At 70.6% G+C, this 21926-nt stretch carries 21 protein-coding genes; 2 read left to right on the forward strand and 19 right to left on the reverse strand.

From position 1 onward, the window contains the following. Window positions 1–13 precede the first annotated feature (13 nt). From ACIP8W_RS09355 to ACIP8W_RS09370, 4 genes are all read right to left on the reverse strand, one after another. The gene (locus tag ACIP8W_RS09355; RefSeq protein ID WP_402202526.1) at window positions 14–1366 is read right to left on the reverse strand and encodes a replication-associated recombination protein A; all 1353 of its coding nucleotides are present in this window, start codon (window positions 1364–1366) and stop codon (window positions 14–16) included. A gap of 94 nt (window positions 1367–1460) precedes the next feature. Continuing rightward, the gene (locus ACIP8W_RS09360) at window positions 1461–2096 is read right to left on the reverse strand and encodes a vitamin K epoxide reductase family protein (RefSeq protein ID WP_401949768.1); all 636 of its coding nucleotides are present in this window, start codon (window positions 2094–2096) and stop codon (window positions 1461–1463) included. Window positions 2097–2242: 146 nt separating this feature from the next. Beyond that, window positions 2243–3505, reverse strand: coding sequence for a histidine--tRNA ligase (hisS, locus tag ACIP8W_RS09365; protein WP_401949771.1), 1263 nt, complete (start codon window positions 3503–3505; stop codon window positions 2243–2245). 13 nt (window positions 3506–3518) lie between these two features. Next, window positions 3519–4238, reverse strand: a complete 720-nt coding sequence (locus ACIP8W_RS09370) for an MBL fold metallo-hydrolase (RefSeq protein ID WP_401949774.1) — start codon at window positions 4236–4238, stop codon at window positions 3519–3521. A 170-nt stretch (window positions 4239–4408) separates the two neighbouring features. On the opposite strand from ACIP8W_RS09370, the gene ACIP8W_RS09375 reads away from it, so the two are divergent. After that, window positions 4409–5197: a peptidylprolyl isomerase gene (locus ACIP8W_RS09375; RefSeq protein WP_402202615.1), complete on the forward strand. Its 789-nt coding sequence runs from the start codon at window positions 4409–4411 to the stop codon at window positions 5195–5197. A 150-nt stretch (window positions 5198–5347) separates the two neighbouring features. Continuing rightward, complete coding sequence (locus tag ACIP8W_RS09380; RefSeq protein ID WP_401949777.1) at window positions 5348–6577, forward strand: DUF349 domain-containing protein; 1230 nt, start codon at window positions 5348–5350, stop codon at window positions 6575–6577. A 101-nt stretch (window positions 6578–6678) separates the two neighbouring features. Here ACIP8W_RS09380 and ACIP8W_RS09385 read toward each other — a convergent pair whose 3' ends face one another. From ACIP8W_RS09385 to pgsA, 15 genes are all read right to left on the reverse strand, one after another. After that, complete coding sequence (locus tag ACIP8W_RS09385) at window positions 6679–9186, reverse strand: RelA/SpoT family protein (RefSeq protein WP_401949780.1); 2508 nt, start codon at window positions 9184–9186, stop codon at window positions 6679–6681. 172 nt (window positions 9187–9358) lie between these two features. After that, the gene (locus ACIP8W_RS09390) at window positions 9359–9904 is read right to left on the reverse strand and encodes an adenine phosphoribosyltransferase (protein WP_401949783.1); all 546 of its coding nucleotides are present in this window, start codon (window positions 9902–9904) and stop codon (window positions 9359–9361) included. Continuing rightward, the gene (gene secF / locus ACIP8W_RS09395; protein WP_401949786.1) at window positions 9901–11013 is read right to left on the reverse strand and encodes a protein translocase subunit SecF; all 1113 of its coding nucleotides are present in this window, start codon (window positions 11011–11013) and stop codon (window positions 9901–9903) included. Before secF ends, ACIP8W_RS09390 begins: the two co-directional genes overlap by 4 nt. A gap of 1 nt (window position 11014) precedes the next feature. Continuing rightward, window positions 11015–12784, reverse strand: a complete 1770-nt coding sequence (secD, locus tag ACIP8W_RS09400) for a protein translocase subunit SecD (RefSeq protein WP_401949789.1) — start codon at window positions 12782–12784, stop codon at window positions 11015–11017. Window positions 12785–12927: 143 nt separating this feature from the next. Beyond that, entirely contained in the window at window positions 12928–13425 is a 498-nt protein-coding gene (gene yajC / locus ACIP8W_RS09405) for a preprotein translocase subunit YajC (RefSeq protein WP_402151196.1), read from the reverse strand. Between the two features lie 176 nt (window positions 13426–13601). Then, window positions 13602–14687: a Holliday junction branch migration DNA helicase RuvB gene (gene ruvB, locus ACIP8W_RS09410; RefSeq protein WP_401949795.1), complete on the reverse strand. Its 1086-nt coding sequence runs from the start codon at window positions 14685–14687 to the stop codon at window positions 13602–13604. 40 nt (window positions 14688–14727) lie between these two features. Further along, window positions 14728–15354: a Holliday junction branch migration protein RuvA gene (gene ruvA / locus ACIP8W_RS09415; RefSeq protein ID WP_401949798.1), complete on the reverse strand. Its 627-nt coding sequence runs from the start codon at window positions 15352–15354 to the stop codon at window positions 14728–14730. Beyond that, on the reverse strand, window positions 15351–15905 hold the full coding sequence (gene ruvC / locus ACIP8W_RS09420; protein ID WP_401949801.1) for a crossover junction endodeoxyribonuclease RuvC: 555 nt from the start codon (window positions 15903–15905) through the stop codon (window positions 15351–15353). Before ruvC ends, ruvA begins: the two co-directional genes overlap by 4 nt. Window positions 15906–16059: 154 nt before the next feature. Beyond that, window positions 16060–16812, reverse strand: coding sequence for a YebC/PmpR family DNA-binding transcriptional regulator (locus ACIP8W_RS09425; protein ID WP_401949804.1), 753 nt, complete (start codon window positions 16810–16812; stop codon window positions 16060–16062). 63 nt (window positions 16813–16875) lie between these two features. Beyond that, a complete protein-coding gene (pdxT, locus tag ACIP8W_RS09430) occupies window positions 16876–17466 on the reverse strand; it encodes a pyridoxal 5'-phosphate synthase glutaminase subunit PdxT (protein WP_401949807.1) in 591 nt (196 codons plus the stop codon). Window positions 17467–17472: 6 nt separating this feature from the next. Further along, the gene (gene pdxS, locus ACIP8W_RS09435) at window positions 17473–18393 is read right to left on the reverse strand and encodes a pyridoxal 5'-phosphate synthase lyase subunit PdxS (protein ID WP_401949810.1); all 921 of its coding nucleotides are present in this window, start codon (window positions 18391–18393) and stop codon (window positions 17473–17475) included. 157 nt (window positions 18394–18550) lie between these two features. Then, window positions 18551–19096, reverse strand: coding sequence for a hypothetical protein (locus ACIP8W_RS09440; protein ID WP_401949813.1), 546 nt, complete (start codon window positions 19094–19096; stop codon window positions 18551–18553). 85 nt (window positions 19097–19181) lie between these two features. Then, window positions 19182–20342 carry a glycosyltransferase family 4 protein gene (locus ACIP8W_RS09445; RefSeq protein WP_401949816.1) on the reverse strand — a complete coding sequence of 387 codons (1161 nt, stop codon included), beginning with the start codon at window positions 20340–20342 and terminating at the stop codon, window positions 19182–19184. Further along, window positions 20339–21244 carry a phosphatidylinositol mannoside acyltransferase gene (locus ACIP8W_RS09450; protein ID WP_401949819.1) on the reverse strand — a complete coding sequence of 302 codons (906 nt, stop codon included), beginning with the start codon at window positions 21242–21244 and terminating at the stop codon, window positions 20339–20341. Before ACIP8W_RS09450 ends, ACIP8W_RS09445 begins: the two co-directional genes overlap by 4 nt. Next, a complete protein-coding gene (gene pgsA, locus ACIP8W_RS09455; protein ID WP_401949822.1) occupies window positions 21241–21918 on the reverse strand; it encodes a phosphatidylinositol phosphate synthase in 678 nt (225 codons plus the stop codon). The genes ACIP8W_RS09450 and pgsA overlap by 4 nt, the downstream gene beginning before the upstream one ends. Between the last annotated feature and the right edge of the window lie 8 nt (window positions 21919–21926).

The following is a 21926-nucleotide window of genomic DNA, read 5'->3' on the forward strand; positions in this document are numbered from 1 at the left end:
CCGCCACCCCGGCTCAGCCGCCGTCCCCGCGCAGCCGCTCCCGTACCTTCTCGACCACATCCGCGTAGCGCGCCTCGGCGCCGTAGCGCGTGGGCTCGTAATACCGCAGGTCGCGCACCGCGTCCGGGGCGTACTGCTGGGCGGCGATCCCGCCCGGCACATCGTGCGGATAGACATAGCCCTGGGCATGGCCGAGCTTGGCCGCGCCCTTGTAGTGCCCATCCCGCAGATGCGCGGGGACCGGTCCGGTCAGCCCCTTCCGTACGTCCTCCAGCGCCGCCCCGATCGCGGTCGTCGCCGCGTTCGACTTCGGGGCGAGGGCCAGCGCGATGGTGGCGTGGGCGAGGGTGAGCGCCGCCTCCGGGAAGCCGATCATGGCAACGGCCTGGGCGGCGGCGACCGCGAGCGGCAGCGCCGCCGGGTCGGCGAGACCGATGTCCTCGCTCGCCGAGATCATCAGCCGCCGGGCGATGAACCGGGGGTCCTCCCCCGCGTCGATCATCCGGGCCAGATAGTGCAGCGCGGCGTCCACGTCGGACCCGCGGATCGACTTGATGAGCGCGCTCGCCACGTCGTAGTGCTGGTCGCCGTCGCGGTCGTACATCACCGCCGCCCGGTCGACCGTCTCCTCCACCGTGGTCAGGGCGATCTCCGCCTCGCCCTTGTCGAGCGCGGCGCCCGCCGCGGCCTCCAGCGCGGTCAGCGCGCGCCGGGCGTCGCCCCCGGCGATCCGCAGCAGATGCGCCTCGGAGTCCTCGGGCAGGGTGAGCGCGCCGCCGAGCCCGCGCTCCTCGCTGAGCGCGCGCCGCAGCAGCCCGCGCAGATCGTCGTCGGTCAGCGGCTCCAGCGTGAGCAGCAGGGAGCGGGAGAGCAGCGGGGAGATGATCGAGAAGTACGGGTTCTCCGTGGTCGCGGCGATGAGGGTCACCCAGCGGTTCTCCACGGCGGGCAGCAGTGAGTCCTGCTGCGCCTTGCTGAAGCGGTGGATCTCGTCGAGGAAGAGGACGGTCTCCTTGCCGTACCCACCGGAGGCGCGGCGGGCGCCGTCGATGACGGCCCGGACCTCCTTGACCCCGGCGGTGATCGCGGACAGCTCGACGAAGCGCTTGTTGGTCGCCTTCGAGACGACATGGGCCAGGGTGGTCTTCCCGGTGCCCGGTGGGCCCCAGAGGATCACCGACGAGGGTCCGGCCGGGCCGCCGCCCTCCCCCACCAGTCGGCGCAGCGGGGCGCCCGGCTTCAGCAGATGGCGCTGGCCGGCGACCTCGTCGAGGACGCGCGGGCGCATCCGGACGGCCAGCGGGCTGCTGGACGGGTCCTTCTCCTGGCGGTCTTCGGCCGCTGCCGTAAAGAGGTCTGGCTCCACGGGTGGAGCCTATGCCAGAGCACTGACAGCGCCGCCGGGCGCGGCGGGACTCAGCCGCTCCGGCGGCGGCCCCCGGCCGAGTCCGGCGGCGGGATCAGCTGGTCCAGAAGTCCCACCAGCGGGTCAGGATCAGCATGCCGATGATCCCGATGTGCACCGCGGGCAGCAGCCAGGCGAACTCCCCGAGGAAGCCGCGCAGCCAGGACGGCGCGGGGATCGCGCCGGTGCGGACGTTGTGGGCCGTGACGTACCAGAACATGATGATCGTGCCGACCCAGGCCAGACAGCACCAGAGGCAGAGCGAGTTGATGTTGTACAGCGACTGGTACTGGAGCCAGGTGCAGAACCCGACGCCGAAGAGCGCGCCCGCGTTCAGCCCGAGCCAGAACCAGCGGCGGTAGCGCGCCCCGGCCAGCAGTCCCATGCCGACACAGATCACCACGGCGTAGCCGACGAGCCCGAGCATCGGGTTGGGGAAGCCGAAGACCGACGCCTGCGCGCTCTTCATGATGTTCCCGCAGGAGACCACCGGGTTCAGACTGCATCCGGGGGTGAAGCCCGGGTCCTCCAGCAGTTTGAACTTGTCGATGGTGATGACCCAGGCCGCGAGCAGTCCGGCCGCGCCGGTGATGATCAGCAGCAGCGCCAGCGCCCGGCTGCCACCGGTCGTCCCCGCGCTGTCCCCCTCCCTCCGGTCGGAGGAGACGTCGTCAACCGTTTCACTCGCCATGTCGAATCGCCGTTCATCACTGTGGGGCCGATGGGGCAGGCTCATTGTGCCGCAAAGGCCCCTGTGCGCACCGTTCGCTCCGGATAAGGAACGACGGCGGGGCCGGACGGACACATGTCCGGGCCCCGCCGCCTCCGTACAGAAGCTCAGCCGAGCCGCCGTGTCACCTCCGTCACCAGCGCGTCGAGCGCCACCGGCATCTGCTCGCCGGTCTCCATGTCCTTGAGCTGTGCCACGCCCTCGGCGAGATCGCGCTCGCCCGCGACGATCGTGTACCGGGCGCCGGACCTGTTGGCGTTCTTCATCGCGCCCTTCAGCCCCCGCCCGCCGTACGAGAAGTCGGCGGCGATCCCCGCCCTGCGCAGCTCGGTGACGACGCCGAAGAGCACCTTCCTGGCCTCCTCGCCCAGCGGCACCGCGAACACGCCGACGGTGCTCGGCAGGTCGAGCGTGATGCCCTCGGCCTCCAGCGCCAGCACCGTACGGTCCACTCCGAGCGCCCAGCCGACCGACGGGAGCGCCGGGCCGCCGATCATCTCGGAGAGCCCGTCGTAGCGCCCGCCGCCGCCCACCGCGGACTGCGCGCCGAGGCCGTCGTGGACGAACTCGAAGGTGGTACGGGTGTAGTAGTCGAGGCCGCGGACGAGCTTCTCGTCGTTCTCGTACGTGACGCCCGCCGCGGTCAGCAGCTCCCTGACCTCGTCGTGGTACGCCGTGCACGCGTCGCACAGGTGGTCGCGCAGCAGCGGCGCCCCGACGAGCTGCTTCTGGACGTCGGCGCGCTTGTCGTCGAGGACCCGCAGCGGGTTGATCTCGATCCGGCGGCGGGTCTCCTCGTCCAGGTCGAGGGCGCGCAGGAAGCCCTGGAGCGCCTCGCGGTAGACGGGCCGGCACTCCTTGTCGCCGAGGGAGTTGAGCAGGATACGGAAGTTCCGCAGCCCCAGCGCGCGGTACGCCTGGTCGGCCAGGATGATCAGCTCGGCGTCGAGCGCGGGGTCCTCCGCGCCGATCGCCTCGGCGCCGACCTGGGAGAAGTGGCGGTAGCGGCCCTTCTGCGGGCGCTCGTAGCGGTAGTACGAGCCGGAGTACCAGAGCTTGACCGGCAGCGATCCGGCCTTGTGGAGGTTGGCCTCCAGCGCGGCGCGCAGCACGGAGGCGGTGCCCTCGGGGCGCAGCGCGAGCCGGTCGCCGCCCTTGGTCTCGAAGGCGTACATCTCCTTGGAGACGATGTCGGTGGATTCGCCGACCCCGCGCGCGAACAGCTCGACGTTCTCGAAGCCGGGGGTCTCGATATAGCCGTAGCCGGAGTTCCGCAGCGGCGCGGAGATCGCTTCCCGTACCGCGAGGAAGGTCGCGGAGACGGGCGGGATCAGGTCATAGGTGCCCTTGGGCGCCTGGAAAGTGCTCATGGAGATCGGTGCTTCACATTCCTCGTCGCGGAGCGGCTCCCGGGCCGCTTCCGTAGCCGGTGGCCACATGTCTCAGATACGGATTGGTGGCCCGCTCCCGGCCGATGGTGGTCTGGGGACCGTGGCCGGACAGCACCACGGTCGAGTCGTCGAGCGGCAGGCACACCCGGCCCAGCGAGTCGAGGATCTCGGCGTGGTCGCCGCCGGGCAGATCGGTGCGTCCGATGGAGCCGGCGAACAGCAGATCGCCCGAGAAGAGGACCGGCGGGATGTCCGCCCCGGCCGCCTCGGGCATCGCGAAGGTCACCGACCCCTTCGTATGGCCGGGCGCGTGCGCGACGGTGAACTCCAGCCCCGCCAGCGCCAGCGCGGCGCCGTCGGTCAGCTCGCGCACGTCGTCGGGCTCGCCCACGGTCAGCTCGCCCATCAGCGGCATCCCGATCGAGCGGCCGAGGGCCTTCTCCGGGTCGCTCATCATGTAGCGGTCCGCGGGGTGGATCCATGCCGGTACGTCGTGTGCTCCGCACACCGGGACGACCGAGGCCACATGGTCGATATGGCCATGGGTGAGGATCACCGCGACGGGGTTGAGCCGGTGCTTGCGCACCGTTTCCTCGACGCCCTGGGTGGCCTGATGGCCGGGGTCGATGATCACGCACTCCTCGCCCGCGGCGGGGGCGACCACATAACAGTTGGTCCCCCAGGCCCCGGCGGGGAACCCGGCAATGAGCACGATCGTCCTTATATGTCGTCCGTATATGTCACCCGGCGGGAGGCCGTCGGGTGATCCATCGGGAGAATGCGGCAGATCAGAAGCCTACCGGCGCTCCTCATTCCACAGCCAACCCATATACCGTACGGGGCCAGATGCCCGAAGCAGTCGAGATTCGAGGAGAAGACCCGGTGGTCAACAACGATCAGCGGCGGCGGCAGCTCGCCAGGGAGAAGTTCGAGCGGCAGCAGCAGCGGCGAGTCGAGACCCGGAAGAAGGCGAAGCGCCGCAACGCGGTCATCGCGTCCGCGCTGGCGGTGGCGGTGATCGGGGGCGGTGGCGCGTACGCCCTGGCCAACCGGTCCGGTGGCGAGGACAGGAGCGACGCCGCGGCCGAGGCGACCGCGTCGCCGTCCCCGTCGGCGAGCGAGAGCAGCGCGCCCGAGCCGAAGATGACGATCGACAAAACGGCGAAGTACACCATGGAGCTCAAGACGAACCAGGGTGACATCTCGATCGCGATGGACGCCAAGAAGACACCGCACACGGTGAACTCCTTCAACTCCCTCGCGAGCAAAGGTTACTTCAACGACACGAAGTGTCACCGGCTGACCACCCAGGGCATCTTCGTGCTCCAGTGCGGCGATCCGAAGGGCGACGGGACGGGCGGTCCGGGCTACACGATCGAGGACGAGAATCTGACGGCCCTCGGCAAGGCGGGCGCGGACGGCTCCGTCACGTATCCGGCGGGCACGGTGGCGATGGCCAATACCGGCCAGCCGCACACCGGTGGCAGCCAGTTCTTCCTGGTCTACAAGGCGACCAAACTCCCGCCCGCCTACACGCCGTTCGGGACCATGGACGCCGCGAGCCTGAAGATCGTGGAGGCCGTGGGGAAGGCCGGGGTCGAGGGCGGCGCGAGCGACGGCGCGCCCAAGAAGGCCGTCACCGTGGAGAAGGTCACGGTCGACAAGGCGTGACCCTGTGAATTTCGGCCGCGCTGAGTGCGGACAGCCGGGTGGCCGGTCGCCTAGATTGGCGTCGTGCAGGGCGGGCGCGGCCCGCCCCAGGAAACTGTGGATGATGCCCGGGGGGTTCTGCCCCCACGGACATCAGGTGGAGGAGACGCTGTGAGCAGCGACCCGTGGGGCCGTGTCGATGAGACGGGCACCGTGTACGTGCGGACGGCCGAGGGTGAGCAGGTCGTCGGATCGTGGCAGGCAGGCTCTCCGGAGGAGGCTCTGGCCTATTTCCAGCGCAAGTACGAGGGCCTGGTTGTCGAGATCGGCCTCCTCGAACGGCGGGTGAGGACCACCGACCTGTCGGCGAAGGACGCGACGACGGCCATCGGCCATCTGCGGACGCAGGTGGACGAGCACCACGCCGTCGGCGATCTCGAGGCGCTGCGCGAGCGGCTCGACGCGCTGGTGGCGACGGTCGACTCGCGTCGTGAGGAGCGCAAGGCCCAGCGGGCGAAGCAGACCGACGAGTCGCGCGAGGCCAAGGAGAAGCTGGTCGTCGAGGCCGAGGAGCTGGCCGCGAGCGACCAGTGGCGGTCGGCCGGTGAGCGGCTGCGCGCGCTCGTGGACATCTGGAAGGGCCTGCCGAGGCTGGACCGGAAGTCCGACGACGAGCTGTGGCACCGCTTCTCGCACGCGCGCTCGGCGTTCTCCAAGCGCCGCAAGGCGCATTTCGCGGCGCTCGACGCGCAGCGCGAGGAGGCCCGCAAGGCCAAGGAGAAGCTGGTAGCGGAGGCCGAGTCGCTGTCCGGTTCCACGGACTGGGGCGGGACCGCGGCCCGTTACCGCGAGCTGATGACGGACTGGAAGGCGGCGGGCCGCGCCCAGCGCGAGGCCGAGGACGAGCTGTGGAACCGCTTCCGCGGCGCCCAGGACGTCTTCTTCGCGGCGCGCGGCGAGGTCTTCGCCGAGCGTGACGCCGAGCAGACCGAGAATCTGAAGCTCAAGGAGGAGCTCGCGGCCGAGGCCGAGCTGCTGGTTCCGGTCACGGACCTCAAGGCCGCCAGGGCCGCCTTCCGCGCGCTCAACGAGCGCTGGGAGGCCGTCGGCCATGTGCCGCGCGACGCCAAGCCGCAGATCGAGGGCCGGATGCACGCGGTCGAGCGGGCTCTCCAGGAGTCCGAGGAGACCGAGTGGCGCCGGACGAACCCGGAGGCGCGGGCGCGTGCCGCGGGTCTGACCGGTCAGCTCCAGGCGGCCGTCGACAAGCTGCGCACGCAGATCGACACGGCGCGCGCGGCGGGCAACAACTCCCGGGCGGACAAGCTCTCCAAGGAGCTGGAGGGCCGCCAGGCGCTGCTGGACCAGGCACTGAAGGGCCTCCAGGAGTTCGGCGGCTGAGAGAGCCGAGAACGGTCGGGCGCTGACGCCGGAGGGGCTTTCCGTACAGGAGATGTACGGGAAGCCCCTCCGGCGTTCCGTGGCGTGATCCGGCCCCGTGGCTACGGCCTGCGCGCCGAGGTGACCCGGTAGACGTCGTAGACGCCCTCCACGCCCCGTACCGCCTTCAGGACGTGTCCGAGGTGTTTGGGGTCGCCCATCTCGAAGGTGAAGCGCGAGGTGGCGACCCGGTCGCGGGAGGTCTGGACGGCGGCGGACAGGATGTTCACATGCTGGTCGGAGAGGACCCGGGTGACGTCCGACAGCAGCCGGGAGCGGTCCAGCGCCTCGACCTGGATGGCGACCAGGAAGACCGAGGACTGGGTGGGCGCCCACTCGACCTCCTTGATCCGCTCGGTCTGCTGGGACAGCGAGTCGACGTTGACGCAGTCGGCCCGGTGGACGGAGATACCGCTGCCCCGGGTGACGAAGCCGATGATCGGGTCGCCGGGGACGGGCGTACAGCAGCGGGCGAGCTTGACCCAGACGTCGTCGACGCCCTTGACGACCACACCGGGGTCGGTGCTGGAGCGGCGCTTGCCGCGTCCGTGCGAGGGCGGGGAGTCCTCCGCGATGTCCTCGTTGGCGGCCTCCTCGCCACCGAGCGCCTGGACGAGCTTCTGTACGACGCCCTGCGCGGCCACATGGCCCTCGCCGATCGCCGCGTACAGGGACGAGATGTCGGGGTAGCGCATCTCGTGCGCGAGCGTGACCAGCGAGTCGCCGGTGAGGATGCGCTGGATCGGCAGGTTCTGCTTGCGCATGGCGCGCGCGATGGCGTCCTTGCCCTGCTCGATGGCCTCGTCGCGGCGCTCCTTGGAGAACCACGCGCGGATCTTGTTCCTGGCCCGGGGCGACTTGACGAAGCCCAGCCAGTCGCGCGAGGGACCGGCGCCGGACGCCTTGGAGGTGAAGACCTCCACCAGGTCGCCGTTGTCGAGCGTCGATTCGAGCGGTACGAGCCGCCCGTTGACCCGGGCTCCTATGGTCCGGTGGCCGACCTCCGTATGCACGGCGTACGCGAAGTCGACGGGGGTGGCGCCGGCCGGCAGCGCTATGACATCGCCCTTGGGCGTGAAGACGAAGACCTCGTTGCGCGACAGGTCGAAGCGGAGCGACTCCAGGAACTCGCTGGGGTCCTCGGTCTCCTTCTGCCAGTCCAGCAGCTGGCGCAGCCACGCCATGTCGTTGACGGTGTCCTGGTTGGCACCCCGGCCCACGCTTCTGGGCACATCGGTACGGACCTTGGAGGCGCCGGCCACGGCCTCCTGCTTGTACTTCCAGTGCGCGGCGATGCCGTACTCGGCGCGGCGGTGCATGTCGAACGTACGGATCTGGAGTTCGACCGGCTTGCCGTTGGGCCCGATGACCGTCGTGTGCAGCGACTGGTACATGTTGAACTTGGGCATCGCGATGTAGTCCTTGAACCGCCCCGGCACCGGGTTCCACCGGGCGTGGACGGTGCCGAGCGCCGCGTAGCAGTCACGGACCGTGTCGACGAGGACCCGGATGCCGACCAGGTCGTAGATCTCCGCGAAGTCCCGGCCCCGGACGATCATCTTCTGGTAGACGCTGTAGTAGTGCTTGGGCCGTCCGGTGACAGTGGCCTTGATCCGGGCCGCGCGCAGATCCGACTGGACCTCGTCGGTCACTATGGCCAGATACTCGTCGCGCTTGGGGGCGCGCTCGGCGACCAGCCGGACGATCTCGTCGTACATCTTGGGGTAGAGGATCGCGAAGGCGAGGTCCTCCAGCTCCCACTTGATGGTGTTCATGCCCAGCCGGTGGGCCAGGGGCGCGTAGATCTCCAGCGTCTCGCGGGCTTTCTTCTCCTGCTTCTCCCGCTTGAGGAAGCGCATGGTGCGCATGTTGTGCAGCCGGTCGGCGAGCTTGATGACCAGGACCCGCGGGTCCTTGGCCATGGCGACGACCATCTTGCGTACGGTCTCGGCCTGCGCGGCCTCGCCGAACTTGACCTTGTCCAGCTTGGTGACGCCGTCGACCAGCAGCGCGACCTGGTCGCCGAAGTCCCGGCGCAGGGTGTCGAGGCCGTACTCGGTGTCCTCGACGGTGTCGTGGAGCAGCCCCGCCATCAGCGTGGCCGGGTCCATCCCCAGCTCGGCGAGGATGGTCGTCACGGCGAGCGGATGGGTGATGTACGGGTCGCCGCTCTTGCGCTTCTGGCCGCGGTGCCAGCGCTCGGCGACCTGGTACGCGTTCTCGATCTGCCGGAGCGTCGCGGTATCGATCTTGGGGTCGTTGATCCGTACGGTGCGCAGCAGCGGTTCGAGGACCGGGTTGTACGGGGAGGACCGCTGCACCCCGAGCCGGGCGAGCCTGGCCCGGACCCGGTTGGACGACCCGCCGGACCGCGACGCGGCCGTGGCACCCGTCCTGGGGGCGACGGCGGGCGGAACGGGGCGCTCGGGAGGCGTGACGGGCTCCGCCGGCGGACGCGCGGCCCGCTCCCCCGCGGTGGCCTTGTCCTGCGGCACGGCTGGCGCCGCCGCGGCCCGGTCGTCAGAGCGATCGGGCCTCGCGGCGCCCAGTGGCTGAACCTCGTCTGGCAAGGGGCGCTCCTCATGCGGATCCAGGTCCCCCGGTCAGGCCCGGAGGTTCCATGGTATCGACCTCGGGCGTCCCTCTCGCCCCAGGGATCCTGGCCCCCGCCCCGGACACGGCACGACGGAGGGCGGGCACCCGGTGGTCCCGGGTGCCCGCCCTCGTGTGCCGGAAGGCCGCTCAGAGCGTGATCAGGGCCTCCAGCGGGGCCCCGCGCAGTGCGGGTTCCAGCCTGGCGCGGCCGTCGAGGAAGCCCAGCTCCATCAGGACGGCGACGCCCACGACCTCGGCGCCGGCCCGCCGGACCAGGTCGATGGATGCCTCGGCCGTACCACCGGTGGCCAGGACGTCGTCGATGACGAGGACGCGGTCGTGGTGGTCCAGGTCCTCGGCGTGGATCTCGATCACCGCGGAGCCGTACTCCAGGTCGTACGACTGCGAGAGCGTCGCGCCCGGGAGCTTGCCCGCCTTGCGTACGGGGATGAACCCGACGCCGGCCCGGACCGCCACGGGGGCGGCCAGGATGAAGCCGCGGGCCTCCAGGCCCACGATCTTCGTCGCGCCGAACCGTACGCACAGCTCGGCGAGCGCGTCGGTCAGCGCCGTGAAGGCCTTGGGGTCGGCGAGCAGCGGGGTGATGTCCTTGAAGACCACGCCCGGCTTCGGGTAGTCCTCGACGTCACGGATGCGGCTGAGCAGCAGTTCCCGGGTACTGGCGTCGGTCATCGGCGCCTTCCCGAGCCGGAGGGACGGCCGCGGCCGTCCCTGCCCCGCTGGCCGCCCACGGCGGCCGCTGCCTCGGCGTCCTCGTCCTCCGGGCCGTCCGCGTAGACCTCCTCCGCCTCCTCTGCCGACTCGCCCTTGGCCGCGGCGGTCGCCCGCTTGGCGAGGATCCGCTTCTTCAGCGAGATCATCTGCGGGTCGCGTTCCTTGAGGTCGGCGACGAGCGGGGTGGCGATGAAGATCGAGGAGTACGCGCCGGCCGCGAGGCCGACGAAGAGCGAGAGCGAGATGTCGTTCAGCATGCCCGCGCCGAGGAAGCCGCCGCCGATGAAGAGCAGCGCGCCGACCGGCAGCAGGGCGACCACGGTGGTGTTGATGGACCGCACCAGCGTGCTGTTGATCGAGCGGTTGGCGATCTCGCTGTAGGTCCAGCGGGTCTGCTTGGTGATGTCCTTCGACCCCTCCTTGAGGCTGTCGAAGACGACGACCGTGTCGTAGAGGGAGTAACCGAGAATGGTCAGCAGACCGATCACCGTGCCCGGTGTGACCTCGAAGCCGACCAGCGCGTACACACCCACGGTGATGGTGATGTCGTGGATCAGCGCGACCAGGGCGGCGATGGCCATCCGCCATTCGAAGGCGATGGCCAGATAGATCACCACCAGGACCATGAAGATCCCCAGACCGGTCCACGCCTTGTTGGCGATCGTCGCGCCCCAGCTCGGGCCGACGAGGTCGGCGGTGATGTCCGCCTCGTTGACGTCCAGGTCCTTGGCGAGCTTGGTCTTCACCACGTCGGACTGCTTGGTGTCCAGCTCGGTGACCTGGATCCGCAGCGTGCCGTTGCCGAGCTTCTGGACGATGGCGGCGTGTCCGGACGCCTCCTCCGTGTAGGCCTGGGCCTGGGTCACGGAGGCGCTCGTCTTCGGGGTGGTGAAGACTGCGCCGCCCTTGAACTCGATGCCCATGTTGAGACCACGCACCGCCAGGCCGACGATGGCCGTGATGGTGATCAGGATCGAGATCGCGTACCAGAACTTGCGCTTCCCGATGAAGTCGTAGCCGACCTCACCGCGGTAGAGCCGGGCGCCGAGTGCGCCGAGTCGCGACATCTCACGCCTCCTTCGGGTCGGTGGGGGCGCTGACACGACGGGACCGGCGCAGCGGCGGCCTGGCACCGAGCCGCACCGGGTCCAGTCCGGACCACGGGTGGCCGCTGGAGAAGAACTTCGTACGGGCGAGGAGTGTCATCACCGGCTTGGTGAAGAAGAACACCACGACCACGTCGAGCAGGGTGGTCAGACCGAGGGTGAACGCGAAGCCCTGGACCTTTCCGACGGTGACGAGGAACAGCACCGCGGCGGCCAGGAACGACACGAAGTCGGAGACCAGGATCGTACGGCGGGCACGCGGCCAGGCGCGCTCGACGGCGGGCCGGAGCGTACGCCCCTCGCGGATCTCGTCCCGGACCCGTTCGAAGTACACGATGAACGAGTCCGCGGTGATACCGATGGCGACGATCGCGCCGCAGACCGCCGGCAGGTTCAGCGCGAAGCCGATGGCGGGGCCGAGCAGGGACATGATCGTGTACGTCAGGATGCCCGAGGCGATGAGGCTGAGGATCGCGATGGCGGAGAGGCCCCGGTAGTAGGCCACCAGGTAGATGACGATCAGGGCGACACCGATGCCGCCGGCGATCAGACCCGCCTGGAGCTGCTCGCTGCCGAGCGCGGCGGTGACGGTGGTGACGCTCTGCTCCTCGAAGCTGAGCGGCAGCGCGCCGTACGACAGGATGTTGGCCAGGTCCTGGGCGGACGTCTGGGTGAAGCTGCCCGAGATCTCGGCGTTGGCTCCGAGCTGGGTGGTCACCGAGGGCGCCGAGACGACGTTGCCGTCGAGCACGATGCCGAACTGGTTCATCGGGGGCTGCTGCTGGGCGAGCTTGCCGGTGATCGCGGCGAACTTCTTCGTACCGGCGCTGGTGAAGTCCATCTGGACGATCCAGATGCCGCGCTGGGGGTCCAGCACGCCCTTGGCGTCGGCGACGTCGGTGCCTTCCAGCTCGGCCGGGCCGAGAACGTACTTCTCCCACTCGTCCGCGGAGTTCTTCCCGCAGGCCACGATCGTGTCCTTGGGAGTGGCTCCCAGGTTGACCTCGGTGCGCGCGGCCTGGTTGGTGCAGTCCAGGTTCTCGAACTTCCTGGCGAGGGCCTCGCTGGCGGGATCGGGGGAGGCCGAGCCGGACGGCGTCGGCGTCGGGGACGCCGCCTTGGCGGAGTCCGCCTTGGCGGAGGCGCTCGCGCTCGGCGTGGGCGTCTCGTCCTTCTTCAGGGCGTCCGTGACGGCCCGGCCCTGGGTGGTGGAGCTGGCGGAGGGCTCCGCGGACGGGTCCGCGTTCTCCACCTTGTCCTTGCCCGCCGAGGCACTCGGGGAGGGAGAGGGGCTGCCGGAGGGCTGTGCGGCGGCCGGGGCGCCGGGCGCGACGGTCAGCACGGGCCGGAAGTAGAGCTGGGCCGTGGTGCCGACCTGCGCACGGGCCTGCTTCTCGTTGGTCCCCTTGGGGATATTGACGATGATGTTCTCAGCGCCCTGGGTCTGCACCTCTGCCTCGGAGACACCAAGACCGTTGACACGCCGCTCGATGATCGAGACGGCGGTGTCCATGTTGGTCTTGTTGATCGCGTTCGGCTTGCCCGGCGTGTTCTTCGCCTGGAGCGTGATGCTCGTCCCGCCCGCGAGGTCGATCCCCAGACGTGGCGTGACATGACCGGACCAGAACATCCCGCCGGTGAGGGCGACCATGGCAATCAGGAACAGTGCCAGGGTCCGCCCTGGCCTGCCTGGGGACCCCGCTTGCCTGCGGCCCTTATTGGGTGCTGCCACCTTCTCGTTTCTCCCTGTCCAACCGCCCCATCGCCGGGTGTGCTCCGGAGCGGCCACGAAGTGTTGTGGGGACCTGCCCCGCAGAAATCAGCGCGACCATGAGCCGTCAGTGGCCGTGGAACGGCCCCTCGGCACGCGTACCGCTACTTGGTGCCCGTGTCGCCGTCGGCCTTGCCGTCCTTGCTCTCGGCCTTGGCCTCGTCGGCAGGGGCGTCCTCGGCGTCGGCGGCCTTGACCTCGGCGGCCTCGGGCTTCTTGCCCAGGTCGATCCTTGCACCGTCCGCGGTGTCCGGGTCAGCGGGGTCGATCAGCGAGGAAGCGTCGTCCGGGACGACCGGGGCGTCGTCGTCCAGCCCGTCGTCACCGTGCACGATGCGGTTGTACTCGTCGTCCTCCAGCACCGCGCCGATCGCGTTCTTCGCGTAGACGGCGTGCACGCCGGGAGCGACCTCCAGCACGACCATGTCTTCGTGCACCTCCTTGACGGTGGCATACATGCCACCGATGGTGCGGATTCCGGTGCCGGGCTGCATTTCGTTGCGCATCTGCGCCGCGGCCTGCTGCTTCTTCTTGGCGGACCGGGTCATCAGGAACATGGCCCCGATGAGCACGATGAAGGGGAGAAGGGTCACGAGATTCACGGAAGGGAACTTCCTTCGCACGACCGCGCTGTCCGGCGGCCTGATATACGGGGGTGGGCATACCGACCTGTAGGTGCGGCATCGGCGGAGTCTAAGCGAGTCCGCATCATTGGAACAACGCCCAGCATCGCACCCGGGTTCCGCACCGGCCGCGTGTCCTTGCCGTCGCTCCGCCCTCACGCTCCGAACAGGCCACGCTGTCCCCCCGCCCCCGGGGGCTGCCGCGGCGGTACGAGCCCGAGGTGGGACCAGGCCGCGGGCGTGGCGACCCGGCCGCGCGGGGTCCGGGCGAGCAGTCCCTCCCGTACGAGAAAGGGCTCCGCGACCTCCTCCACCGTCTCGCGCTCCTCGCCCACGGCCACGGCCAGGGTCGACAGCCCCACGGGCCCGCCGCCGAAGAGGGTGAGCAGGGCCCGGAGCACGGCCCGGTCGAGCCGGTCGAGGCCGCGCGCGTCGACCTCGTACACCCCGAGGGCGAGGGAGGCCACCTCACGGGTGATGTATCCGTCGGCCTTGACCTGTGCGTAGTCGCGCACGCGTCGCAGCAGCCGGTTGGCGATACGGGGCGTGCCCCGGGAGCGTCCCGCGATCTCGGCGGCGGCGTCCGCGTCGATCTCCAGGGCGAGCAACTGGGCCGAACGGTGGATGACCCGCTCCAGCTCGGCGCTCTCGTAGAACTCCATGTGGCCGGTGAAGCCGAAGCGGTCGCGCAGCGGGGGCGGCAGCAGACCGGCCCGGGTGGTGGCGCCGACCAGGGTGAAGGGCGGCAGCTCCAGGGGGATGGCGGTGGCGCCGGGGCCCTTGCCGACGATGACGTCGACCCGGAAGTCCTCCATCGCCATGTAGAGCATCTCCTCGGCGGGCCGGGACATGCGGTGGATCTCGTCGAGGAAGAGGACCTCGCCCTCCTGGAGGGAGGAGAGGATCGCGGCGAGATCGCCCGCGTGCTGGATGGCGGGGCCCGAGGTGATCCGGATCGGCGCGTTCATCTCGGCCGCGATGATCATGGAGAGGGTGGTCTTGCCGAGTCCGGGCGCCCCCGAGAGCAGCACGTGGTCGGCGGTGGCGCCGCGCGCCAGGGCCGCCTTGAGCACCAGGTCGAGCTGTTCCCTGACGCGCTCCTGCCCCACGAACTCGCCCAGCGACTTGGGGCGCAGCGCCGCCTCGACGGCCTGGTCCTCACCGTCGGCGGACGCGCCGACGAGCCGCTCGGCCGGCTCCTCCGGCGCCATGGTCTCGCCGCTGGTGTCGTCCCAGTTCACTCTGATTCACCTCGGGGAAGGAAGGGGCGGCCGGGGCCGCTCAACGCGTTCGGTTCAGGCTCTGGAGCGCGGCGCGCAGCAGCCGGGGCACGGGGGGCTGGGCCCCTTCGGCCAGGGCGGCCTCGGCCTGGGGGGCGACCAGCGCGACCGCTTCCTCGGCCTCGCGAGGGGCGTAGCCGAGGCCGATCAGGGCCGCGTGCAGCTGGTCGCTCCAGGCGGTGGGGCCCGTGCCGCCGGCCGCCTGGCGGCCGATCGTCGTACCGGCCGGCGCGCCGAGTCTGTCCTTCAGTTCGAGCAGGAGCTTCTGGGCGCCCTTCTTGCCGATGCCGGGGACGGCGGTCAGCGCCCTCTCGTCCCCGGTGGACACCGCGAGCCGCAGCGCGTCCGGGCTGTGCACCGCGAGCATCGCCTGTGCCAGCCGGGGCCCGACGCCGCTGGCGGTCTGGAGCAGCTCGAACACCTGGCGTTCGTCGTCGTCCGCGAAGCCGTACAGGGTGAGGGAGTCCTCCCGGACGACCAGTGAGGTGGCGAGTCTGGCCTCCTGGCCGACGCGGAGCGCGGCGAGCGTCCCGGGGGTGCACTGGACGGCCATGCCGACGCCGCCGACCTCGATCACCGCCGTGGTCGGGGCGAGGGCGGCGACCGGGCCGCTGACGAAAGCGATCATCGCGTGACCTTCCGTACGGAAGCGGTGGGGGGGATACGGGAGCGGGCCGCCGCGTGCGCCAGCTGGAGGCGGTTCATCACGGGGGCGCGCCAGATGTGGCAGATCGCGAGCGCGAGGGCGTCCGCGGCGTCGGCCGGTTTGGGCGGGGCGTCCAGCCGCAGCAGCCGGGTGACCATCGCGCCGACCTGCGCCTTGTCGGCCCGGCCGCTGCCGGTGACGGCGGCCTTGACCTCACTGGGGGTGTGCAGGGCGACCGGGATCCCACGGCGGGAGGCGCAGAGCATGGCGACCGCGCTGGCCTGGGCGGTGCCCATGACCGTACGCACATTGTGCTGGGCGAACACCCGCTCCACCGCGACGAGTTCGGGCCGGTGTTCGTCGATCCATGCCTCGATGCCCTGCTCGATGGCGACCAGCCGGGGGCCGATCTCCGTGTCGGCGGCCGTACGCACGACACCGACGCCGAGCATGGTCAGCGGGCGGCCCGCGGCCCCCTCGACGACCCCGATCCCGCACCGGGTCAGTCCGGGGTCCACTCCCAGCACCCGCATGTCGCCCCTCACTGTTCGCTCACCCGTTCTCCCCAGCGGAAGAACGGCTGATCAGCACAGTATCGGTCACCACTGACAACGCGACGGGCCGACAGGACAACAGTCCCTGCCGGCCCGTCGGATGAAGCCGTGTCAGACCCGGTCGGCCGAGCGCTCAGGCGTCGACCTTCTCCATCACGTCGTCCGAGACATCGAAGTTGGCGAAGACGTTCTGCACGTCGTCGCTGTCCTCCAGCGCGTCGATCAGCTTGAAGATCTTGCGCGCGCCGTCCTCGTCCAGCTCGACCTGCATGGTCGGTACGAAGTTGGCGTCGGCCGAGTCGTAGTCGATACCTGCCTCCTGGAGCGCGGTACGGACCGCGACCAGGTCGGTGGCCTCGCTGAGCACCTCGAACGACTCACCGAGGTCGTTGACCTCCTCGGCGCCCGCGTCCAGCACGGCGCCCAGGACGTCGTCCTCGGTCAGCTCGCCCTTGGCGACGATCACGACACCCTTGCGGTTGAAGAGGTACGAGACGGAGCCGGGGTCGGCCATCGAACCGCCGTTGCGGGTCATGGCGACGCGGACGTCGGAGGCGGCGCGGTTGCGGTTGTCGGTGAGGCACTCGATGAGCACCGCGACACCGTTCGGGCCGTATCCCTCGTACATGATCGTCTCGTAGTCGGCGCCGCCGGCCTCAAGACCGGCGCCGCGCTTGACGGCCGAGTCGATGTTCTTGTTCGGTACGGAACTCTTCTTCGCCTTCTGAATGGCGTCGAAGAGGGTCGGGTTGCCGTCGACATCGGCGCCGCCGGTGCGGGCCGCGACCTCGATGTTCTTGATCAGCTTCGCGAAGAGCTTGCCGCGCTTGGCATCGATCACGGCCTTCTTGTGCTTCGTCGTAGCCCATTTAGAGTGGCCGGACATCTGCCTGTCTCCTTCGCGTAACCAAATCCTGCTCCGTTCGGCAGCGATCCTACCGGGAACCGGTCACCGTGCGGCGCGCACCATCTCCGCGAAGAAACGGTGCAACCGGTGGTCGCCCGTCAGCTCCGGATGGAACGAGGTCGCGAGCGCGTTCCCCTGCCGTACGGCGACGGCATGGCCGCCGTACTCCGCGAGCACCTCGGCGCCCGCGCCGAGCGACTCGACCCAGGGCGCCCGGATGAAGACGCCCTCGACGGGACCGCCCCCGACCCCGGCGACCTCCACGGCCGCCTCGAAGGACTCGTTCTGCCGGCCGAAGGCGTTGCGGCGGACGATCATGTCGATGCCGCCGACCGTCTCCTGGTCCGAGCGCGGGTCGAGGATCTTCTCCGCGAGCATGATCATCCCGGCGCAGGTGCCGTAGACCGGCATCCCGCCGCGTACCCGGGTGCGCAGCGGCTCCAGCATCCCGAAGAGGACGGCCAGTTTGGACATCGTGGTGGACTCGCCGCCCGGGATCACCAGCCCCTCGACCCCGTCGAGCTCCTCGGGGCGCCGGACGCTCCTGGCCTCGGCGCCCGCCGCGGTCAGGGCCGTCAGATGCTCCCGGACGTCGCCCTGGAGCGCCAGGACGCCGATCACCGGTGCGCTCATCGGTGCTTACCAGCCACGGTTCGCGTAGCGCTCGGACTCGGGGAGGGTGTCGCAGTTGATGCCGACCATCGCCTCGCCGAGGTTGCGCGACGCGTCCGCGATGACCTTCGGGTCGTCGTAGAAGGTGGTGGCCTTCACGATCGCGGCGGCGCGCTTGGCCGGGTCGCCCGACTTGAAGATGCCGGAGCCCACGAAGACGCCCTCGGCGCCGAGCTGACGCATCAGCGCCGCGTCCGCCGGGGTGGCGACCCCGCCCGCGGAGAACAGCACCACCGGCAGCTTGCCGAGCGTCGCGACCTCCTTGACGATCTCGTACGGGGCGCGCAGCTCCTTGGCGGCGGCGTACAGCTCGTTGTTGTCGAAGCCGCGCAGCTTCGCGATCTCGTTCTTGATCTGCCGCAGATGGCGTACGGCCTCCACCACGTTGCCCGTGCCGGCCTCGCCCTTGGAGCGGATCATGGCCGCGCCCTCGCCGATCCGGCGCAGCGCCTCCCCGAGGTTGGTGGCACCGCAGACGAAGGGGGTCGTGAACGCCCACTTGTCCGAGTGGTTCACCTCGTCGGCGGGGGTCAGCACCTCGGACTCGTCGATGTAGTCCACTCCGAGCGACTGGAGGATCTGGGCCTCCACGAAGTGGCCGATACGGGACTTGGCCATCACCGGGATCGAGACCGCGGCGATGATCGACTCGATCATGTCCGGGTCGGACATCCGGGCGACGCCACCGTCCTTGCGGATGTCGGCGGGCACCCGCTCCAGCGCCATGACGGCGACCGCCCCGGCGTCCTCGGCGATCTTCGCCTGCTCCGGTGTGACGACATCCATGATCACACCGCCCTTGAGCTGCTCGGCCATACCGCGCTTGACGCGCGCGGTGCCGGTCGCGGAGGTGGCGGGCTGGGGGACGGTGGGAAGTGTGGTGGACACGGGGGCGACCTCACTGGCTGAAAACGGATGAAGTTACGGCCCCCTCAGGGAACGCCCCGCGACCAGTCCACAGCAAGGGCCAATGGGCAGGCGGTGGATCATTCTCCGGTCGGAGTCTCCGGCCGAAGCCCGCCGCCCACCCCTCCCCGGTCCCCGCTCAGCTCCCCGGCCGGTCGGCCAGTGCCACCGGCGGCTCGTCGTCCATCTCGAACGCGAGCGGGAACGGCGCGTGCCCTGCCAGCCGGAACCAGCGGACCTTGCGGTGGCGCCGCAGGGCGCGGGCCGCGCGCACGGCGTCGTTGTGGAACCGCCGGGCCATGGGAACGCGCCGTACCGCCGCCGCCAGCTCCTTGGCGGCTTCCTCGCCACCCGGGGCCGCCTGGACGGCCTCCATCTGCGCGGTCTCGCCGAACACGGCGCGCAGCGCCTGGCTCAGCTCGCTCTCGGCGACCTCCCGCTGTTCCTCCTCCGCCTGCCGCGCCGCGTGCGCCGCCTGGTACAGCACGATCGACGCGGCCGGGTCGAGCACCCCCGAGGAAGCCAGCTCCTGGGTGACCGAGGCGCGCCGCAGGAGTTGGGCGTCGAGGGCGGCGCGGGCCGCGTCGATCCGGGTGTGCAGCCGGTCGAGCCGTCCCGCGGTCCAGCTGAGGTAGAGGCCGACCGCGATGACGCCGACGATGATCCACACAAGGGTTGAGGTCACGCCCGGCAGGCTACGGGGTCGGCGCCCGACGGCGCGCCCCGGCCCGGCGCGCGCCTACCTCCGCGCCGGGCCCGCCCCGTACCGTCTACTCCCGCGCCAGGCCGAACCGCGCCCGCAGCCCGGTCCGTTCGTCCGCGGCGACCGACGCGGCGCCGTCCGCCACCGTCTCGTACACCGCGAGGATGTCCGCGCCGACCGTCGACCAGTCGAAGCGGCGCACATGCGCGCTGCCCCGCTCGCGCAGCCGCGCGCGGCGGTCGGGGTCGCCCAGCAGCCGGATCGCCGCGCCGGCCAGGGCGTCCGCGTCCTCGTTGGTGAAGAGTTCCCCGGCGGCGCCCTGGTCCAGGACCTGCGCGAAGGCGTCGAGGTTGCTCGCGAGGACCGCCGCGCCCGCCGACAGCGCCTCCACCAGGATGATGCCGAAGCTCTCGCCGCCGGTGTTGGGGGCGACGTACAGATCGACGCTGCGCAGCAGCCTGGCCTTGTCCTCGTCGCTGACCATGCCGAGGAACCCGACGCGCTCGCGCATCCGCTCCGGCAGCGACTCGACCGCCTCCTTCTCGTCCCCGCGGCCCGCGACCAGCAGCCGGGCCTCCGGGTGGACGGCGAGGATCTTCGGCAGGGCCTTCATCAGTACGGGCAGGCCCTTGCGGGGCTCGTCGATGCGTCCTATGAAGCCGATGGTCCCGCCCTGCCAGTCCGGGTTCGGCTCGGCACGGGCGAAGAAGTCGACGTCGACGCCGTTCGGGATGACCACGGCGTCGCCGCCGAGGTGCTCGACCAGGGTCCGCCGGGCGTACTCGCTCACGGCGATCCGCGCGCTGATCTTCTCCAGCGCGGGCTGGAGGATCGGGTACGCGGCGATCATGGCCCGGGAGCGCGGGTTGGAGGTGTGGAAGGTCGCGACGATGGGCCCCTGCGCCGCCCAGCAGGCGAGCAGCCCCAGCGACGGCGAGGCCGGTTCATGGATGTGGATGACGTCGAAGGTGCCGTCGTGGAGCCATCGGCGGACCCGCGCGGCGGACAGGAAACCGAAGTTCAGCCGGGCGACCGAGCCGTTGTACGGGACGGGCACGGCGCGCCCGGCGGAGACGGCGTACGGCGGCAGCGGCGTCTCGTCGTCGGCGGGCGCGAGGACCGAGACCTCGTGGCCGAGGCCGATGAGGTGCTCCGCCAGGTCCCTGATGTGGAACTGGACGCCACCGGGCACATCCCAGGAGTACGGGCAGACGATGCCGATCCTCACCCGGTCCCCCGTTCCAGATCCGCGAGCCACAGCCGTTGCAGCATGTGCCAGTCCTCCGGGTGCTCGGCGATTCCGGTGGCGAAGGCGTCGGCCATCGCCTGGGTCATCACGGCCGTCCTCTCCACGCGCGTCCCCGTCGCGGGAACCTCGACGGCGGGATGGAGCCGCCCCCGCAGCACCGGGGAGTCGTCGAACCACAGCGACACCGGGTACAGCACCGCCCCGGTCTGCTGGGCGAGCAGCGCGGGCCCGGCGGGCATCCGGGCGCGGTCCCCGAAGAAGTCGACCTCGACGCCGGACGACGACAGATCGCGGTCGGCGACGAGACAGACCAGACCGCCCGCGCGCAGCCGCCGCGCGAGCATGCCGAAGGCGGAGCCGCCGTCGTGCGGCAGGACCTCCATACCGAGGCTCTGCCGGTAGGCGACGAACCGGTCGTAGAGCGATGCGGGCTTCAGCCGCTCGGCGACCGTCGTGAAGGGCACGTCATGGGCGCGGGTGAGCCAGGCCCCGGCGAGATCCCAGTTGGCCATGTGCGGCAGCGCGAGGACGACCCCGCGTCCGGCGGCGAGGTGGTCGAAGGCCAGCTCCATGTTCTTGATCTCGACGCCGGCGCGCACCCGCTCCGTGCTCCAGGCGGGCAGCCTGAAGGACTCCATCCAGTAGCGGGTGTACGAGCGCATGCCGGCCCGGGAGAGCGCGGCGAGCCGCTCGGGCGAGGCGTCGGGCACGACCCGCGCCAGATTCGATTCGAGGCGCAGCACGCTCTTGCCGCGCCGCTTCCACAGGGTGTCCGCGAGGGTACGGCCGAGGGCGGCGGCGGCGGGTTCGGGGAGCTTCTTGACGGTGGCCCAGCCGATTCCGTACAGCGCGTCGGCCACCCGGTCGCTCGCGCCGCTCACGGGGTGGTCCCCCGCGCGGCGCCGTCCTGCGCGGCCGCGTCCGCGGCGTCCGCCTCGGCGGACTCGCGCCGTACGGTGACGACACGCTGCCCGAGGGTGACCGCGCTGCCCACGGCGACGATCCAGAGGGCGATCGGGAGCAGGACGTCGATGCCGGGCACGCCGAAGCCGTGCAGCCCGGCGAGACCGGCGGCGACGAGCGAGATCACCAGCCGTTCGGCGCGTTCGATCAGTCCGTTCACGGCCACCGGCAGCCCGATGGACTCGCCGCGCGCCTTGGTGTACGAGACGACCTGGCCACTGGCGAGACAGAAGATCGAGACCGCGCAGAGCGTGAGGTCGTCACCGCCGCCCGCGTACCAGAGCGCGAAGCCGCCGAAGATCGCGCCGTCCGCGACCCGGTCGAGGGTCGAGTCCAGGAAGGCGCCCCAGCGGCTGGTGACGCCCGCCTGGCGTGCCATGTTGCCGTCGATCAGATCGGAGAAGACGAAGACGGTGATGACGATGGTGCCCCAGAAGAACTCCCCGCGGGGAAAGAAGACCAGCGCACCCGCCATCACTCCGGCCGTACCGATGAGCGTGACCGCGTCCGGGGTGACTCCGCGGCGGAGCAGAAACGCTGCGAACGGTGTGAGGACACGCGTGAAGAATGCACGCGCGTACTTGTTCAGCATGGCCTTCC

The sequence above is a fragment of the Streptomyces sp. NPDC088554 genome, assembly GCF_044752945.1.
GTDB lineage: Bacteria > Actinomycetota > Actinomycetes > Streptomycetales > Streptomycetaceae > Streptomyces.

What these genes read in the sequence shown, in the direction of transcription:
- ACIP8W_RS09360 (WP_401949768.1), bottom strand. Translation starts at nt 2,096, where the DNA reads ATGGCGAGTGAAACGGTTGACGACGTCTCCTCCGACCGGAGGGAGGGG.
- hisS (WP_401949771.1), bottom strand. Translation starts at nt 3,505, where the DNA reads ATGAGCACTTTCCAGGCGCCCAAGGGCACCTATGACCTGATCCCGCCC.
- ACIP8W_RS09390 (WP_401949783.1), bottom strand. Translation starts at nt 9,904, where the DNA reads ATGACCGACGCCAGTACCCGGGAACTGCTGCTCAGCCGCATCCGTGAC.
- secF (WP_401949786.1), bottom strand. Translation starts at nt 11,013, where the DNA reads ATGTCGCGACTCGGCGCACTCGGCGCCCGGCTCTACCGCGGTGAGGTC.
- ruvA (WP_401949798.1), bottom strand. Translation starts at nt 15,354, where the DNA reads ATGATCGCTTTCGTCAGCGGCCCGGTCGCCGCCCTCGCCCCGACCACG.
- ruvC (WP_401949801.1), bottom strand. Translation starts at nt 15,905, where the DNA reads ATGCGGGTGCTGGGAGTGGACCCCGGACTGACCCGGTGCGGGATCGGG.
- ACIP8W_RS09425 (WP_401949804.1), bottom strand. Translation starts at nt 16,812, where the DNA reads ATGTCCGGCCACTCTAAATGGGCTACGACGAAGCACAAGAAGGCCGTG.
- pdxT (WP_401949807.1), bottom strand. Translation starts at nt 17,466, where the DNA reads ATGAGCGCACCGGTGATCGGCGTCCTGGCGCTCCAGGGCGACGTCCGG.
- pgsA (WP_401949822.1), bottom strand. Translation starts at nt 21,918, where the DNA reads ATGCTGAACAAGTACGCGCGTGCATTCTTCACGCGTGTCCTCACACCG.